This window comes from Caulobacter sp. CCUG 60055, assembly GCF_022750545.1.
In the GTDB taxonomy this organism is placed as follows: Bacteria; Pseudomonadota; Alphaproteobacteria; order Caulobacterales; family Caulobacteraceae; genus PUIC01.
Genome location: NZ_PUIC01000001.1, coordinates 158,896 through 173,503, shown reverse-complemented (window position 1 = coordinate 173,503; position 14,608 = coordinate 158,896). Strand labels below are relative to the sequence as shown.

The window sequence follows — 14,608 nt, the reverse complement described above, 5'->3', positions numbered from 1 at the left end:
ACTTCCAGGCCAGGCTGGCGACCGAAACCGGAAGACGCCCGGGCGTCTTCCGTGAGACAAGCCCGCGCCTTTCCTCTCCGAGAGATTCCATGTCCCTTTCCATGTACCAAGCCTCGGTTCCTGTATTCATCCAGAAGCTGGAGGCCTTGTCGAAGATCCTGGCCAAGGCGGCCGCCCACGCCGAAGCCCGCCAGATCGACCCCGCCGTGCTGATCAACGACCGGCTGGCGCCGGACATGCTGCCGCTGTCGCGTCAGGTGCAGATCGCCGCCGACAGCGCCCTGCGCGGCGGCGCGCGGCTGGCGAACGTCGAGTTCCCCAGCAATCCGGACACCGAGACCACTTTCGCCGAACTGCAGGAACGCCTGGGCAAGACCGTCGCGTTCCTGAACGGGCTGTCGGCAGACCAGATCGACGGCGGCGAAGAGCGCGCCGTGGTGATGAAGATGCGGGACAGCGAGATGACCTTCACCGGCCAGTCGTTCCTGCTGAACTTCATCCTGCCGAACTTCTATTTCCACATCACCGCCGCCTATCTGATCCTGCGCCACAACGGCGTGGAGCTGGGCAAGCGGGACTACCTCGGCGGGGCCTGAGGCCGGTCAGGCGCCGTAGGGCTTGTAGCTCTTCTCCTCGACGAGCTCCGAGCCCGCCGCGGCGTTGATGCGCCGCTTCACGGCGGCGCGGCGGTCGTTCTCGATATAGACGTCGCGGGCCAGGCGCACGAAGCGGTCGCCGAAGTCCTGGCGGCGCTCGCAGTCGCGCTTGCCGTCCTCGATGTCCCACAGCGCGGCGTTGATGGCGGTCAGCTCGGCCGTCAGGGCGTCGATCTCGGCCGACGCCGGCAGGGCCTCGGCGGCGATGGCCTCCAGCAGGCCCAGCTCCTTGCGGACGTTGGCCTCCTTGGCCGCGTCGCCGATGCGCTCGGCCTTGATGCGCAGGATGGTGATCTTGTCGACCAGTTCGCCGGCGGAGACGGGGGCGAGGATGGGCATCAGTCGGTCTCGGTGTTGGGGCGGATCAGGCGGTCGAGGGCGGCCTCGACCTCGGCGACCGGAATCGCGGCCATGCCCTCCCCGTAATCCTCGGCGACCAGCAGCTCAAGCCGCGAGGCCGCCGGCTTGAACTTGGCCGCCTTGCGCCGGAACCCGTGCAGCGACGCCAGCGGCGCGTCGGCGGCCGCGAACATGTGGCCGGGCCCAGCGTCGTTGGCGACGGCGGCGGCCAGCCGCCGCGCCAGGGCGATGACCAGCAGCGGCCCGCGCACGTCCTGGAACGCGTCCACGCGCTCCTGCTCGGGGAAAAGCGCCCCGGGCAGCATGGCCCGCGCCCGGGCGGCGTCCTCGGCCTCGTCCGGGCCGAAGAAGAACACCGGCGTGCGCCCCGCCCGCAGCTGCGCCGAGGCCAGGGCAAGATAGTTCTCCAGCGGCCACCGCTTGCTCTGACCGCCGGCGCCGGGGGCCAGGCCGACATAGGTCGGCCCGGGCGGCAACAGCGCCTCGGCCGCCGCCGCCGCGCGGGGATCGGCCAGGGTGACCCCGGCGAAGGGCGCAGCCGGCGAAGGACCGAGGGACAGCAGCTTCGCCAGCCGGTCGGTCACCGCCGCCGGCCAGCGATCGGGGTCGTCCTTAGGCGGCCTGGCGTCGGACAGCCGGAAATCCCCCGCCGCCGATATGAACCGGGCCGCCGCGCGCTTGGCGAACAGGCTGCGGCGGAGGTTGTCCTGGGTGTCGATGACCAGATCGAAGCGCCGGCCGCCGAACGGACGGCCGTGCAGGAAGTCGATCAGGTCGGCCCCGGTCGGCGGCGTGGTCAGCACCTCGTCGATCAGGCCCGCCACCACGCCCTTGAGCGGGCCGGCGTAGACCGTCTCGCCCTTGGCCGCGCACCAGCTGATCCTCGCCTCGGGATAGGTGCGCCGCACAGCGTCGACGAAGGGCAGCTTGATCAGGCCGTCGCCGATCACCTCGCCCATGGAATAGACCATAACCGTCCGGATCATGACGACGCTTTGGCCTCGCCGCCCCGACGGGTCAATCCTCGTTCTGCTCCCACGGCCCCGAGATCAGCAGGCCGGGGTCGGACTTGGGCCGGGCCTTGCGGCCGCCGCGCTTGCCCGCCCGGGCCCGAAAGGCGGCCTCCAGCGCCAGCCGCCCCCAGCCGAGCGCCGCCTCGGCGTCGTCCAGGGCCGCCTCGGGCAGACGCCGATAACGCATCGACGTGTTGCTACCGTGCTTCGTCTCGTAGACGAACGGCTCGCATCCCGCCGCGTCGAACGCATCCTCGGTCTGGTCGTCGACCTTGAGGTAGATTTCCTCGTCGGCGATCAGGGCGAACATCGTCTCGTCGATATAGACGCCAGCGCCGCCGAACATGGGCTTCACCCGCACCGGGCCGAGCGCCGAGAACAGCGCCCGGGCCTGTTCCTTGATGCTTTCGCTCACCGCCACGTGGCGCTCCATCGAAAGTAAGTGAGTATTCACTTGCATTCTATCGGAGACCCGTTATCAAGGTCCCGACCGCAGGAGCCGACCATGTCCGCCAAACCGCGCATCGATCAAGCCGCGCTGGAGCTGTTCACCCGCGTCGGCGTCGACGGCGCCACCACCAAGGCGATCGCCGCGGCGGCGGGCGTTTCGGAAGGCGCGCTCTACCGTCATTACAAAAGCAAGGACGAGATGGCGGTCAGCCTGTTCATGGGCGTGCACCGCCGGCTGTCCGAGCTGGTGGAATCGGCGGCGGCGAGCGCGCCCGACATCCGCGGCAAGGTCGCCGCCATCGTCGACGCCTACTGCCAGTTGGCCGACGAGGACTGGCCGCGTTTCTCGTTCCACCTGCTGTCGCTGCACCACTTCCTGCCCTACTATCAGGAGGACGGCCGCGACCCGGTCTCGATCACCGAGCGGATTCTCAAGGCGGCGATGATGTCGGCCGAGATTCCCCCCGCCGATCCTCACGTGCTGGCTGCCATGGCCCTGGGCGTCGTCACCCAGACGGCCCAGAACAAGGCCTATGGCCGCATCCACGGCGCCATGTCGACGCACGCCCCCCTGATGACCAAGGCCATCCAGGCGGTGCTGTTCGCCCGCTGAACCCTTCCCTCTTCACGCAAGCAGGAGCGCAATCATGCGCAGCACGCTGTTCAACGTCGCGTACTGGGTCTTGTCGTTCTTCTACGCCGTCATGGCCACCATCGCCTCGCTGGTTCCCGGCCGGGGCGTGATGACCTGGGTCATTCGCCGCTACACCCAGCGCATGATGTGGGCCCTTCACTGGATCGCCGGCGTCAAGGTCGACCTGCGCGGCCGCGAGCGCCTGCCCCAGGGCGCGTTCATCATCGCCGCCAAGCACCACTCCTGGGGCGACGGCTTCGTGATGTTCGCCAATGTCGATAACCTGGCCTTCGTCACCGGCGACCATCTCGAGCGCATCCCGCTGTTGCGCGGCATCCTGCGCAAGCTGGGAGCCATCGTGGTCAACAACTGCGGCGGCCCGGAAGCCCGCCGGGCGTTGACCGACGCCTCGGCCGCCGCCCACGCCGAGGGCAAGCGCATCCTGATCTATCCGGAAGGCCACCTGGCCGGGCCGGGCGAGCGGTTCCGCTACCGCACCGGCGTCTGGCACATGTCGGCCGACTTCGACCTGCCGGTGGTGCCGGTGGCCACCAATCTCGGGCTGTTCTGGCGCCAGCAGGAATTCCGCAAGACGGCCGGGACGGCGACGGTCGAGTTCCTCGATCCGATCCCCGCCGGCCTGTCCAAGGCCGAGTTCATGGCCCGGCTGGAGAACGCCATCGAGACCCGCACCAGCGAACTTATCGCCGCCGAGACCGGACAGCCGGCCGCGCCGGCGGTGCTGGTGGAATGGGACGGCCGCCGCAACGTGCGCCCGACCGAAACCCTGGCGGCTCAGTCGGCCTGAGCCGCGGCGGGGACGATGGTGACGCTCTCGCCGCAGCCGCAGGCGTCGGTCTCGTTGGGATTGCGGAAGGTGAACTTGGCCGACAGGCGCGTGGTCTCGTAGTCGATCTCGGTGCCGATCAGGAACAGCACCGCCTTCGGTTCGATCAGGATGGTCACGCCCTTGTCCTCGATCACCTCGTCCAGCGCCCCGGCCGCCTCGGCGTATTCGAGGATGTATTCCTGGCCGGCGCAGCCGCTGTTCTTCACCCCGACGCGCAGGCCGGCATAGGGCTTGTCCGCCTTGGCCATGATCTCGCGCACCCGGTCGGCGGCGCGGTCGGTCAGGGTCACCACCTTGGGTCGGGGGCGGCGGGCGCGGGGCTGGAGGACGGCTTCGGTCATCAGAACATGTTCAGCTGCAGCTTGGCCTCGTCCGACATGCGGGACGGGTCCCACGGCGGATCGAACACCAGGTTGACGTTGCAGGACTTAAGGCCGGGAATCTCCATCACCGCGTCGTGCACCCAGCCGGGCATGTCGCCGGCCACCGGGCAGCCGGGCGCGGTCAGGGTCATCTCGATGGCCACGTCCCGGTCGTCCGAGACGTCGACCTTGTAGATCAGGCCCAGCTCGTAGATGTCGACCGGGATCTCCGGGTCGAAGACGGTCTTCAGCTTCTCGACCAGCAGGTCGGTCAGCGTGTCGAGCTCCGCCTGCGGAATGGCCGAGGCGGCGGTCTGTGCGGCGGTGAGGCTGGCGTCGTCCATGGTCACGCAAAAAAGGTTCTGGCCTTGGTCAAGGCGTCGACGAAGGCGTCGGCCTCTTCCAGGGTGTTATATAGGGCGAAGGATGCGCGCGCGCTCGCCGTCAGGCCGAAACGGCGCATCAGGGGTTCGGCGCAGTGGGTGCCGGCCCGCACGGCGACGCCGTACCGATCCAGCACCTGGGCGATGTCGTGGGCGTGGGCGCCCTCGACGGTGAACGACAGGATCGCGCCCTTGCCCGGGGCCGCGCCCAGCACCTTCAGCCAGTTGGCGCCCGACAGGCGCTCCATGACGCGGGCGTAGAGCGCATGCTCGTGGGCGGCGGCGGCCTCGCGGTCCAGGGTCTCCAGCCAGTCGATGGCCGCGCCCAGGCCGACCGCCTCGATGATCGCCGGCGTGCCGGCCTCGAACCGGTGCGGCGGGTCGGCGTAGGTGATCCTGTCCAGCGACACCTCGCCGATCATCTCGCCCCCGCCCTGATAGGGCGGCAGGGCGGCCAGGCGTTCGGCCTTGCCATAGAGGGCGCCGATCCCGGTCGGCCCGTAGAGCTTGTGGCCGGAGAAGGCGTAGAAATCGGCGTCCAGCTCACGCACGTCGACCTTGGCGTGGACCACGGCCTGACAGCCGTCGATCAGGGTCGCCGCGCCGACCGCGTGGGCGGCGGCGATGATCTCGCGCACCAGATTGACCGTGCCCAGCACGTTGGACATGTGGGCGACGGCGACCATCCGGGTGCGCGGCCCCAGCAGGGCGTGGAACGCCTCCATGTCGAGCCGGCCGTCATCGGTCACCGGGATGAACTTCAGCACGACGCCCTTGCGTTCGCGCAGGAAGTGCCACGGCACGATGTTGGCGTGGTGCTCCATCTGCGACAGCACGATCTCGTCGCCGGCCTGCAGCCCCTGGCCGAAGGACGAGGCCACGAGGTTGATCGCCTCGGTCGCCCCTTTGGTGAAGACGATCTCGGAAGCGCTTTCGGCGTTGATCAGCCGGCGAACGCTTTCGCGCGCCTTTTCATAGGCTTCGGTGGTTTCGTTCGCCAGCGTGTGCAGGCCGCGGTGGACGTTGGCGTAGGAGCCCTCCATCACCCCGACCATCGCCTCGATCACCGCGCGCGGCTTCTGGGCCGAGGCGGCGCTGTCGAGATAGACCAGCGGCTTGCCGTTCACCGTCCGCTTCAGGATCGGGAACTGCTCGCGCACGGCGGCGACGTCGAACGCGCCGTCGAAGGTCGGCCTGGGGAAGCTCATGCCAAGGCCTCCAGATGGGACGCGACCCAGGCGCGGGCGGCGTCGCGCGCGCCCTCGTGCTCGATGCGGTCGACCACTTCGCCGACGAAGGCCTGGGTCAGCAAGGCGCGCGCCTCGTGCTCCGGCACGCCGCGCGAGCGGATGTAGAACAGCGCGTCCTCGTCCAGGGCGCCGACGGTGTTGCCGTGGGCGCAGGCGACGTCGTCGGCGTAGATTTCGAGTTCCGGCTTGGCGTCGACCTCGGCGCGGTCCGACAGGATCAGCGCGTGGTGGCCCATGCGGGCGTCGGTGTGGTCCGCCCCTTCGGCGACGACGATGCGGCCCTGGAACACGCCCCGCGCCGCGCCGGCGACCGCGCCCTTGGTCAGCTGCTCGGTGCGGCCGTCGAGGCCCTGGTGGGCGACCACCGTGGTCAGGTCGGCGTGGCGGGCGCCGCCGATCAGGTAGCCGCCGTCGAGACGCAGCTCGCCGCCGCCGCCGGGATGGCTGACCTGGGTCTCCAGGCGCTGGCGCTTGGCGCCGCTGGTCAGCACGGTCTGGGCGAAGCGGGCGTGCGGCGCCAGGGCGACGGTCGCGGTCGACACCGAGATCGCGTCGGCCGCGTCCTCAGCCAGCACCACGCGCTCGACCGACGCGCCCTCGCCCAGTTCGAACTCCAGGACCGCGTCGGCGACATAGGCCTCGCCGCGCCCTTCATAGCTTTCGAGCAGCACCAGCCGGGCGCCGGCGGCGACCACGATGCGGACCTTGCCGCCGTGGGCGGTGTTCGAGGTCTGGGACACCCAGCGCAGCGCCGCCGTGCGCGCCGCCGCCTCGGCGACCGCGATCACGGTCTCGCTCTGCGCGCGACCGTTGAGGAAGACGATCTGGTCGCTGGTCAGCCCGTCGAACGGCCCAGACCCGATCGCCGCCGCTTCGCCCGCGGGCGATGCCGGCGGCAAGGCGCGCAGAGCGCCGCGCAGGTCGGTCCAGCGCCAGTCCTCCTGGCGCCGGTTGGGCAGTTCGGCGACGTCGCCGGTCGCGAGGGCGCTGGCCAGGCTCATGCCGCCGCCTTCACGAAGCGGTCGTAGCCCTCGGCTTCCAGCTCCAGGGCCAGTTCCGGGCCGCCCGAGGCGACGATGCGGCCGCCGGCCAGCACGTGCACCATGTCCGGACGGATATAGTCCAGCAGGCGCTGGTAGTGGGTGATGACCAGCATCGCCCGGTCCGGCCCGCGCAGGGCGTTGACGCCCTCGGCGACGATCTTCAGCGCGTCGATGTCGAGGCCGCTGTCGGTTTCGTCGAGGATGAGGAAATGCGGCGAAAGCATCGCCATTTGAAAGATTTCCATCCGCTTCTTCTCACCACCGGAGAAGCCGACATTGAGCGGACGCTTGAGCATGTCGAAGTCGATCTTCAGCTTGGCCGCCTCGGCGCGGGCCAGCTTGAGGAACTCCGGCGCGCTGATCTCGGCCTCGCCGCGCGCCTTGCGCTGGGCGTTGAGGGCGGTGCGGATGAAGGTGAGGCCAGGAACGCCCGGAATTTCCAGCGGATACTGGAACGACAGGAACAGCCCCTTGGCGGCGCGCTCGTTCGGCTCCAGCGCAAGCAGGTCCTCGCCGTTCAGGGTCGCCGAGCCGCCGGTCACCTCGTAGCCGCCTCGGCCGGCCAGGGTGTAGGACAGGGTCGACTTGCCCGCCCCGTTCGGCCCCATGATCGCGTGGACCTCGCCGGCGGGAACGGCCAGGGACAGGCCACGGATGATTTCCGCCTCGCCCACCCGGACGTGCAGATTATTCACGGACAACATGCTCATGCTTTCACACTGACCGGCTTGAGGAACTCCAGCCGGTTGCCGAAGGGGTCGAAGACGAAAATGCGTTCGTGGCCGGGAAGATCGCCGTCTTCCTTGACCTCGAAACCGGCGGCGCGGGCGCGTTCGCCCAGCCCCGCCACGTCGTCGACGAGAAACGCCACATGCGCCTTGGTGTTGGCGCGGAAATCCTGTTCGACGCCGAGGTGGACCTTGATCCCGCCAGCCTCGAACCACGCCCCGCCGCGCCTGGCCATGTCGGCCGGCTTGGGCTGTTCAATGAGGCCCAGGAGGTCACGATAGAACGGCCGCGCCCTCTCCTCGCCGCCGACGGGGATGGCCACCTGGACATGATCGATGGCCTGCAGGGTCATCCGACCGAGCCCTCCAGGCTGATCGCCACCAGCTTCTGGGCCTCGACGGCGAACTCCATCGGCAGTTCCTGCAACACCTCTCGCACGAAGCCGTTGACCAGCAGGGCCACGGCCTCCTCCTGGCTCAGGCCGCGCTGCATCACGTAGAACAGCTGGTCTTCCGACAGGCGGGTGGTGGTCGCCTCGTGCTCGAACTTGGCCGAGGCGTTGCGCGCCTCGATGTAGGGCACAGTGTGGGCGGCGCAGGACTTGCCGATCAGCAGGCTGTCGCACTGGGTGAAATTGCGGGCGCCCGTCGCCTTCTGGTTCGTCGAGACCAGGCCGCGATAGGTGTTGGTCGAATGGCCGGCCGAGATGCCCTTCGAGATGATCCGCGAGCGGGTGTTCTTGCCCAGGTGGATCATCTTGGTGCCGGTGTCGGCCTGCTGCCGGCCGTTGGTCACCGCGATCGAATAGAACTCGCCCGAGCTGTCGTCGCCGCGCAGGACGCAGGACGGATATTTCCAGGTGATGGCCGAGCCGGTCTCGACCTGGGTCCAGCTGACCTTGGACCGCGCGCCCCGGCAGTCGGCCCGCTTGGTGACGAAGTTGTAGATGCCGCCCTTGCCGGTCTTCGGATCGCCCGGATACCAGTTCTGGACGGTGGAGTATTTGATCTCGGCGTCGTCCAGGGCGACCAGCTCGACCACCGCCGCGTGCAGCTGGTTCTCGTCCCGCATCGGCGCCGTGCAGCCTTCCAGATAGGACACGTAGGCCCCGGCGTCGGCGATGATCAGGGTGCGCTCGAACTGGCCGCTCTCGGCGGCGTTGATGCGGAAATAGGTCGACAGCTCCATCGGGCAACGCACGCCCGGCGGCACATAGACGAAGCTGCCGTCGGAGAAGACCGCGCTGTTCAGGCAGGCGAAGTAGTTGTCCGAGGTCGGGACCACCGAGCCGAGGTATTTCCTGACCAGTTCCGGATGCTCGCGGATCGCCTCGCTCATCGAGCAGAAGATCACCCCGGCCTCGGCCAGCTCCTTCTTGAAGGTGGTCACCACCGAGACGCTGTCGAACACCGCGTCGACCGCGTACTTGGCCGCGCCCTGAACGCCGGCCAGAACTTCCTGCTCCTTCAAGGGGATGCCGAGCTTTGCGTAGGTGGCCAAAAGGTCCGGATCGACCTCGTCCAGGCTGGCGGGGCCGTCCTTGGTCTTGGGCGCGGCGTAGTAATAGGCGTCCTGGTAGTCGATCGGCGGGAACTGGACCTTGGCCCAGGTCGGCTGCTCCAGGGCCAGCCAGCGCTCGAACGCCTCCAGCCGCCATTGCAGCATCCATTCCGGCTCGTCCTTCTTGGCCGAGATGAAGCGGACGATGTCGGCGTTCAGGCCCTTGGGCGCGAACTCCTGGTCGATGTCGGTGACGAAGCCGTGCTTGTAGCGCTCCAGCGCCTCGACGGTCTCGATAGTCTGCTTGACGGCGGCCATGCTGCCCTACTCCCTACGCGGCCGGCTGGCGGCGGCGCGCCAGCTGGCGGGCGTGGGCGTCGAGCCACACGTCCGCGAAACGATCCCAATCGGCCTTGACGGTGGCCCAGCCGCCGCTGACGCGGATGGCCGAGCCGGCCAGCTCTCCGGCCCCCATGGCGGTCAGCACATGGCTGGCCTTGACCTTGCCCGACGAGCAGGCCGAGCCGGCGCTGACCATCACCCCGGCGAGGTCCATCTGCATCACCTGCAGCTCCGAGGCGAAGCCCTCGGCGGCGAAGCACAGGGTGTTCGGCGTCCTGCGCGCCCGCGCGCCGAACACCGTCACGCCCGCTTCGCGCGCCAGGCGTTCGGCGACCTCGTCACGCCACGCCGCCTGGGCGGCGGCCTTGTCCAGGTCGCGCAGGGCGGCCTCGGCGGCGGCGCCCAGGCCGGCGATCCCGCCGACGTTCTCGGTGCCGGCCCGCCGGCCGCGCTCCTGGCCGCCACCGTGAATCCGGCGCGACAGCACCGCCCGTGGACCGAAGGTCAGGGCGCCGACGCCGTGCGGGCCGCCGAGCTTGTGTCCGGAGACGGCCAGGGTGTCCGCGCCCAGGGCGCGGCTGTCGAAGAACAACTTGCCGGCGCCCTGGATGGCGTCGACGTGCAGCCAGCCGTCGGCCTCGCGCAGCAGCACGGCGGCTTCCTGCACGGGCTGGACGACGCCGGTCTCGTTGTTGGCCAGCATCAGGGCCGCGAACGGGCGGCCGTCGGCGGCGTCCCAGCGCGCCAGGCGCGCGCGCAGCCAGTCGAGGTCGGCGACGCCGTCCGCACCCACCGGCCAGGTCTCCACCGCCGCGCCCGAGGCCTGGGCGGTGGCCAGGACGGTGTCGTGCTCGACGGCGCCGATCAGCAGGCGGCGCGAGCCGGCGGCGACGGCGCTGTCGATCGCCAGGGCGTTGCCCTCCGCCCCGCCGCTGACGAACACCACGGTCGAGGCCGGGCCGCCGATCATGGCGGCGACCTGATCGCGGGCGTACTCGACGGCGGCGCGGGCGGCGCGGCCGGCGGCGTGCACCGACGATGGGTTGCCGCCGATGCGCAAGGCGCGCAGCACCGCATCTTCCGCCTCGGGGCGGATGGGCGCGGTGGCGTTATAGTCGAGATAGACGGGGGTCACGGCTTCAGGCGGCCTCCGCCGTTTGTCCGTCCGGACGCAGCCGACCGCTGAGCACGTCGGCCAGCGACACGCTGGACAGATAGGAGTGGATCTGCCGGCCCATCTCCTCCCACAGGTCGTGGGTGATGCAGCGGGCGCCGGCGATCATGCATCCGCGCGGGCTGCCCCGGCCCGAGCAGCGGGTGGCGCGCAGGGGCTCGTCCACCGCCAGCACGATATCGGCCACCGAGGTGTCGGCCGCCGCCCGGGCCAGGCGATAGCCGCCGCCCGGCCCCCGGGCGCTCTTGACCAGATCGTGGCGGCGCAGGCGGGCGAAAAGCTGTTCGAGATAGGAGAGCGAGATTTCCTGCCGCGCGGCGATCTCGGCCAGGGAGACGGCGCGGTCGCCGTCCTCGTTGACCGCCTGCTGCTTGGCGAGGTCGACCATGGCCATAACCGCGTAGCGGCCTTTCGTGCTCAGGCGCATGACGTCATTCCCTCACAGAAATCGCGCGCATCAGATGCGGCCTGTGTTACAACCCGCCGCTTCGCGCAGGCGGCGCCGGCTGGGCCCCGCCCCGCGAACGGGTTGGATTTAGGAAAACCAAGCGCAGCGGTCAAGTATTTGGCGACCGTTTCGCGGCTTTCCCGCAAGGTTGGGAGACGACATGCCTGAGGTGGTTCTGACGGGCGCGGCCGGACGGATCGAGGGACGCTATTCGCCAGGCAAGAAGGACAACGCGCCGATCGCGCTGATCCTGCACCCCCACCCCAAGGCCGGCGGCGACATGAACCACCCGGTGGTCGCCCAGCTCTTCCTGCTGTTCATGAAGCGCGGCTTCTCGGTCCTGCGCTTCAACTTCCGCGGCGTCGGCCGCAGCCAGGGCGAATTCGATTCCGGCATCGGCGAACTGGCCGACGCGGCGACCGCCCTCGACTGGCTGCAGGCCACCAACCCCACCGCCTCGCAGTGCTGGGTGGCCGGCTACAGCTTCGGCGCCTGGATCGGCATGCAGCTCCTGATGCGTCGGCCGGAAACCGACGGCTTCATCAGCGTCTCGCCGCCGACCAACGCCTACGACTTCAGCTTCCTGGCCCCCTGCCCGGCCTCGGGCCTGATCCTGCACGGCGGCGCCGACACCGTGGTGCCGCCCACCGAGGTCGACCGCGTGGTGGCCAAGCTGCGCACCCAGAAGGGCATCGTCATCGACCACGAGGTCGTCGAAGGCGCCGGCCATTTCTGGGGCGAACAGCTCAAGGACGTCGAGACGCGCGTCGGCGACTATCTCGACAAGCGGCTGGCCGAAAACCCGGCCTGATCTTCCGCGCCCGGTCGGGCGGGCCTTCCGTCAGGCGGCCTCGACGCCGCCGCGATGCTCGCGGAAGGCCGTGGTGAGGATGCGTAGCGCCTCGCTCGCCCGCGGCTTCAATCCATTGGCGTGCAGCACGATCTCCGACGACGGCAGCGGCGGCAGGCCAAGCTTGGCGCCGACCTCGACGCTGCCCGGCGGCGCGGCGCGGCTGGCCAGGGCGGCCACGGCCAGGCCAGCCGAGACAGCCATGTTGATCGCGGCCCCGCCGCCGCCGATGAACGCCTCGCTCCACGGCGTGCCGGCGGCGTCCAGCGCCTGGATCGCCCGCAGGCGGTCAACGCAGCATTCGGCCACGCTGGGCATGGCCAGACGCAGCGGCTCGCCTCGCCGCCATTCGAAACCGGGCGCGGCGAACCAGCCATAACGGGTGTCGGACAGACGCAGGCCGCCGCTCCGTGAATCCTCGCTGTGGACGATCACCGCGTCCAGCGCCCCGTCGTCGAGCTCCTCCATAAGCAGTGAGGTGGTGTCGATCCTGACCTTGAGCACCAGCGAGGGATCGTGGGTGTGGAGTTGGCCGAGCAGGATCGGCAGCTCGGGCCCGGCGACGTGGTCGACGAAGCCCAGCGCCAGCCGGCAGGGCGCGCTGGCGAACTCCGCCAGCGCCCGCTCGTGGGCGGCGACGAAGTCGCGCGCCGCCGGCAGGAAGGCCGCGCCCTGTTGCGACAGGCGCACCCGCCGCGGCGTCCGCTCCAAGAGCCGCGCGCCGAGCTTGTCCTCCAGGCGCCGCAGCTTGACGCTGATCGTCGCCTGGGTGCTGCCCAACGCCTCGGCCGCCCTGGTGAAGCTCTGCAGGTCGGCGACCAACAGGAAGGCCCGCACCGCCTCGACATCCAAAGTCGCCATGATCAATTCCGTTTTGTCATTTCTGAAATAGCTATGGATCGTCTTTTTATATACTCAATCTCCCTTATTTGAGCGCGGCCTTCGTTTTTCCAAGTCCTGCCGCGCGGCAGGCCCAGACAGGTCGGCCATGACAGCACGAACATCTCGAAACACCGCCGCGTTGGTCGGCGTCTGCCTCGCCTCGCTGATGTTCGGCCTGGAGATATCCAGCGTGCCGGTGATCCTGCCGACCCTGGAGACGGCGCTCAAAGCCGATTTCAAGGCCCTGCAATGGATCATGAACGCCTACACCATCGCCTGCACCACGGTGCTGATGGCGACGGGCGCCCTGGCCGACCGTTTCGGCCGCAAGCGGGTGATGGTCATCGTCACCATCGGCTTCGCCCTCGCCTCGCTGCTTTGCGGCGTCGCCCAGAGCGCGCCGCTGCTGATCGCCGCCCGCTTCCTGCAAGGCCTGACCGGCGGGGCGATGTTCCTCTGCACCGTGGCCGTGCTCTCGCATCAGTTCCAGGAAGGGGCCGAGCGCAGCCGCGCCTTCATCGCCTGGGGGATGATCTCCGGGGTCGGCCTCGGCTTCGGGCCGATCATCGGCGGTCTGATCACCTCGCTCGCCGATTGGCGGTGGGTGTTCATCATCCATGCGCCGCTGTCCGTCCTGGCCCTGGGGCTGATCGCGGTCGGCGTGCGGGAGTCGCGCGATCCGCAGGCCAAGCGGCTCGATGCGGCCGGGGTCGTCACCCTGTCCCTGGCGGTGTTCGGCTTCTCCTACCTGATCACCCAGGGCGCCGACCTCGGCCTGGCCGCCCGCGTCATCGCCGCCGTCGCGGCCGCCACGGCCCTGGTCGCCTTTCTCGTCGTCGAACGGATCAACCCGCACCCGATGTTCGACTTCTCGGTGTTCCGCATCCGCCAGTTCTCCGGCGCGATCGTCGGCTGCATCGGCATGAACTTCAGCTACTGGCCGTTCATCATCTACCTGCCGATCTACTTCACCAGCGGGCTCGGCTATGACAGCACCCAGGCCGGGCTGTTGCTGCTGGCCTACACCCTGCCCTTCATGGCCGGCCCGCCGGTCGGCGAGCGGCTGCGCCAGCGCTTCGGGGCCAGGGTCGCCATCTCGCTCGGCCTGACCACCATCGGCGTCGGCCTCATCGCCATGAAGATCGGGTCGAGCGCCGCGCACGCCGACTGGCTGACCGTGCTGCCCGGCGCGCTGATCGCCGGAGCCGGCATCGGCATAACCAACACGCCGACCACCAACACCACCACCGCCTCGGTGTCGGCCGACCGCGCGGGCATGGCCTCGGGCATCGACATCAGCGCCCGGCTGATCGCCCTGGCCATCAACATCGCGGTGATGGGCGCGGTCCTGGTGGCCGGCGTCGCGGCCCACCTGAAGGGCGCGCTCGGCGGGTCTCTCGATCCGAACGCGACGCGCGCCCTGGCCGAGAAGATCGCCGCCGGCGACCTTTCAGCCCTGTCGCACCTCGCCCAGACCGTCGGCGCAGCGCCCGCGCTCGCCCGCGCCGCGCTGGTCGACGGCTTCGGCTGGGTGATGCTCTATGGCGGGATCGGCGTCATCGTCCTGGCCGGCCTCGCCTTCCTGGTGTTCGGACCTGAGCGCGCCGGCCAAACCGAGCCGCAACAGGTCGAGCCGCGCCTGGCCGAGCCGGACGCGGTCTCGCTGGCGGAGGACTGAGCCC

Annotated in this window: 18 protein-coding genes; 5 read left to right on the top strand and 13 right to left on the bottom strand. The window is 69.6% G+C overall.

The genetic code is table 11. The features are described 5' to 3' along the window. Positions 1-89: 89 nt before the first annotated feature. The gene (locus C5708_RS00750) at positions 90-596 is read left to right on the top strand and encodes a DUF1993 domain-containing protein (RefSeq protein WP_242916780.1); all 507 of its coding nucleotides are present in this window, start codon (positions 90-92) and stop codon (positions 594-596) included. A 6-nt stretch (positions 597-602) separates the two neighbouring features. Here the strand turns inward: C5708_RS00750 and C5708_RS00745 are convergent, their stop codons facing one another. Genes C5708_RS00745 through C5708_RS00735 form a run of 3 tightly spaced genes read right to left on the bottom strand, consistent with a single transcriptional unit; the run spans position 603 to position 2,450 of the window. Further along, the gene (locus C5708_RS00745) at positions 603-995 is read right to left on the bottom strand and encodes a DUF6165 family protein (protein ID WP_242916778.1); all 393 of its coding nucleotides are present in this window, start codon (positions 993-995) and stop codon (positions 603-605) included. Further along, positions 995-2,002 (bottom strand): glycosyltransferase family 9 protein, encoded by a 1,008-nt coding sequence (locus tag C5708_RS00740; RefSeq protein ID WP_242916766.1) that lies wholly within the window; start codon positions 2,000-2,002, stop codon positions 995-997. The genes C5708_RS00745 and C5708_RS00740 overlap by 1 nt, the downstream gene beginning before the upstream one ends. A gap of 31 nt (positions 2,003-2,033) precedes the next feature. Further along, positions 2,034-2,450, bottom strand: a complete 417-nt coding sequence (locus C5708_RS00735) for a TfoX/Sxy family protein (protein ID WP_242916765.1) — start codon at positions 2,448-2,450, stop codon at positions 2,034-2,036. Between the two features lie 84 nt (positions 2,451-2,534). Between C5708_RS00735 and C5708_RS00730 the strand changes: the two genes are divergently transcribed. Together C5708_RS00730 and C5708_RS00725 are read left to right on the top strand one after the other, a co-directional pair. Beyond that, the gene (locus C5708_RS00730) at positions 2,535-3,092 is read left to right on the top strand and encodes a TetR/AcrR family transcriptional regulator (protein WP_242916763.1); all 558 of its coding nucleotides are present in this window, start codon (positions 2,535-2,537) and stop codon (positions 3,090-3,092) included. 34 nt (positions 3,093-3,126) lie between these two features. After that, entirely contained in the window at positions 3,127-3,921 is a 795-nt protein-coding gene (locus C5708_RS00725; protein WP_242916761.1) for a lysophospholipid acyltransferase family protein, read from the top strand. Here C5708_RS00725 and C5708_RS00720 read toward each other — a convergent pair. From C5708_RS00720 to C5708_RS00680, 9 genes are read right to left on the bottom strand one after another with little or no spacing between them, the layout of a single operon-like run. Further along, entirely contained in the window at positions 3,909-4,304 is a 396-nt protein-coding gene (locus C5708_RS00720; RefSeq protein ID WP_242916760.1) for an iron-sulfur cluster assembly accessory protein, read from the bottom strand. The genes C5708_RS00725 and C5708_RS00720 overlap by 13 nt on opposite strands. Further along, positions 4,304-4,669 carry an SUF system Fe-S cluster assembly protein gene (locus C5708_RS00715; RefSeq protein WP_242918020.1) on the bottom strand — a complete coding sequence of 122 codons (366 nt, stop codon included), beginning with the start codon at positions 4,667-4,669 and terminating at the stop codon, positions 4,304-4,306. The genes C5708_RS00720 and C5708_RS00715 overlap by 1 nt, the downstream gene beginning before the upstream one ends. 2 nt (positions 4,670-4,671) lie before the next feature. Further along, positions 4,672-5,916, bottom strand: coding sequence for a cysteine desulfurase (locus C5708_RS00710; protein WP_242916758.1), 1,245 nt, complete (start codon positions 5,914-5,916; stop codon positions 4,672-4,674). Next, positions 5,913-6,959, bottom strand: coding sequence for a Fe-S cluster assembly protein SufD (sufD, locus tag C5708_RS00705; protein ID WP_242916756.1), 1,047 nt, complete (start codon positions 6,957-6,959; stop codon positions 5,913-5,915). The genes C5708_RS00710 and sufD overlap by 4 nt, the downstream gene beginning before the upstream one ends. Continuing rightward, positions 6,956-7,705 carry a Fe-S cluster assembly ATPase SufC gene (gene sufC / locus C5708_RS00700; RefSeq protein WP_242918018.1) on the bottom strand — a complete coding sequence of 250 codons (750 nt, stop codon included), beginning with the start codon at positions 7,703-7,705 and terminating at the stop codon, positions 6,956-6,958. The genes sufD and sufC overlap by 4 nt, the downstream gene beginning before the upstream one ends. A 2-nt stretch (positions 7,706-7,707) precedes the next feature. Next, complete coding sequence (locus C5708_RS00695; RefSeq protein ID WP_242916754.1) at positions 7,708-8,082, bottom strand: VOC family protein; 375 nt, start codon at positions 8,080-8,082, stop codon at positions 7,708-7,710. Continuing rightward, positions 8,079-9,548: a Fe-S cluster assembly protein SufB gene (gene sufB / locus C5708_RS00690; protein WP_242916752.1), complete on the bottom strand. Its 1,470-nt coding sequence runs from the start codon at positions 9,546-9,548 to the stop codon at positions 8,079-8,081. Before sufB ends, C5708_RS00695 begins: the two co-directional genes overlap by 4 nt. Positions 9,549-9,561: 13 nt before the next feature. Beyond that, entirely contained in the window at positions 9,562-10,707 is a 1,146-nt protein-coding gene (locus C5708_RS00685) for a cysteine desulfurase family protein (protein ID WP_242916750.1), read from the bottom strand. 4 nt (positions 10,708-10,711) lie between these two features. After that, entirely contained in the window at positions 10,712-11,173 is a 462-nt protein-coding gene (locus C5708_RS00680; protein WP_242916749.1) for an Rrf2 family transcriptional regulator, read from the bottom strand. Between the two features lie 181 nt (positions 11,174-11,354). On the opposite strand from C5708_RS00680, the gene C5708_RS00675 reads away from it, so the two are divergent. Further along, a complete protein-coding gene (locus C5708_RS00675) occupies positions 11,355-12,005 on the top strand; it encodes an alpha/beta hydrolase (RefSeq protein WP_242916747.1) in 651 nt (216 codons plus the stop codon). 30 nt (positions 12,006-12,035) lie between these two features. On the opposite strand, the gene C5708_RS00670 is transcribed toward C5708_RS00675, so the two are convergent. Further along, positions 12,036-12,905: a LysR family transcriptional regulator gene (locus tag C5708_RS00670; RefSeq protein WP_242916745.1), complete on the bottom strand. Its 870-nt coding sequence runs from the start codon at positions 12,903-12,905 to the stop codon at positions 12,036-12,038. A 127-nt stretch (positions 12,906-13,032) separates the two neighbouring features. On the opposite strand from C5708_RS00670, the gene C5708_RS00665 reads away from it, so the two are divergent. Continuing rightward, entirely contained in the window at positions 13,033-14,604 is a 1,572-nt protein-coding gene (locus C5708_RS00665) for an MFS transporter (protein ID WP_242916743.1), read from the top strand. Positions 14,605-14,608: the final 4 nt, after the last annotated feature.

Excerpts from the sequence above, each read along its gene's own strand:
- C5708_RS00715 (WP_242918020.1), bottom strand. The coding sequence starts at position 4,669 with ATGGACGACGCCAGCCTCACCGCCGCACAGACCGCCGCCTCGGCCATT.
- C5708_RS00745 (WP_242916778.1), bottom strand. The coding sequence starts at position 995 with ATGCCCATCCTCGCCCCCGTCTCCGCCGGCGAACTGGTCGACAAGATC.
- C5708_RS00710 (WP_242916758.1), bottom strand. The coding sequence starts at position 5,916 with ATGAGCTTCCCCAGGCCGACCTTCGACGGCGCGTTCGACGTCGCCGCC.
- C5708_RS00725 (WP_242916761.1), top strand. The coding sequence starts at position 3,127 with ATGCGCAGCACGCTGTTCAACGTCGCGTACTGGGTCTTGTCGTTCTTC.
- C5708_RS00750 (WP_242916780.1), top strand. The coding sequence starts at position 90 with ATGTCCCTTTCCATGTACCAAGCCTCGGTTCCTGTATTCATCCAGAAG.
- C5708_RS00680 (WP_242916749.1), bottom strand. The coding sequence starts at position 11,173 with ATGCGCCTGAGCACGAAAGGCCGCTACGCGGTTATGGCCATGGTCGAC.
- C5708_RS00720 (WP_242916760.1), bottom strand. The coding sequence starts at position 4,304 with ATGACCGAAGCCGTCCTCCAGCCCCGCGCCCGCCGCCCCCGACCCAAG.
- sufB (WP_242916752.1), bottom strand. The coding sequence starts at position 9,548 with ATGGCCGCCGTCAAGCAGACTATCGAGACCGTCGAGGCGCTGGAGCGC.
- sufD (WP_242916756.1), bottom strand. The coding sequence starts at position 6,959 with ATGAGCCTGGCCAGCGCCCTCGCGACCGGCGACGTCGCCGAACTGCCC.
- C5708_RS00675 (WP_242916747.1), top strand. The coding sequence starts at position 11,355 with ATGCCTGAGGTGGTTCTGACGGGCGCGGCCGGACGGATCGAGGGACGC.
- sufC (WP_242918018.1), bottom strand. The coding sequence starts at position 7,705 with ATGTTGTCCGTGAATAATCTGCACGTCCGGGTGGGCGAGGCGGAAATC.
- C5708_RS00730 (WP_242916763.1), top strand. The coding sequence starts at position 2,535 with ATGTCCGCCAAACCGCGCATCGATCAAGCCGCGCTGGAGCTGTTCACC.
- C5708_RS00695 (WP_242916754.1), bottom strand. The coding sequence starts at position 8,082 with ATGACCCTGCAGGCCATCGATCATGTCCAGGTGGCCATCCCCGTCGGC.
- C5708_RS00740 (WP_242916766.1), bottom strand. The coding sequence starts at position 2,002 with ATGATCCGGACGGTTATGGTCTATTCCATGGGCGAGGTGATCGGCGAC.
- C5708_RS00665 (WP_242916743.1), top strand. The coding sequence starts at position 13,033 with ATGACAGCACGAACATCTCGAAACACCGCCGCGTTGGTCGGCGTCTGC.
- C5708_RS00670 (WP_242916745.1), bottom strand. The coding sequence starts at position 12,905 with ATGGCGACTTTGGATGTCGAGGCGGTGCGGGCCTTCCTGTTGGTCGCC.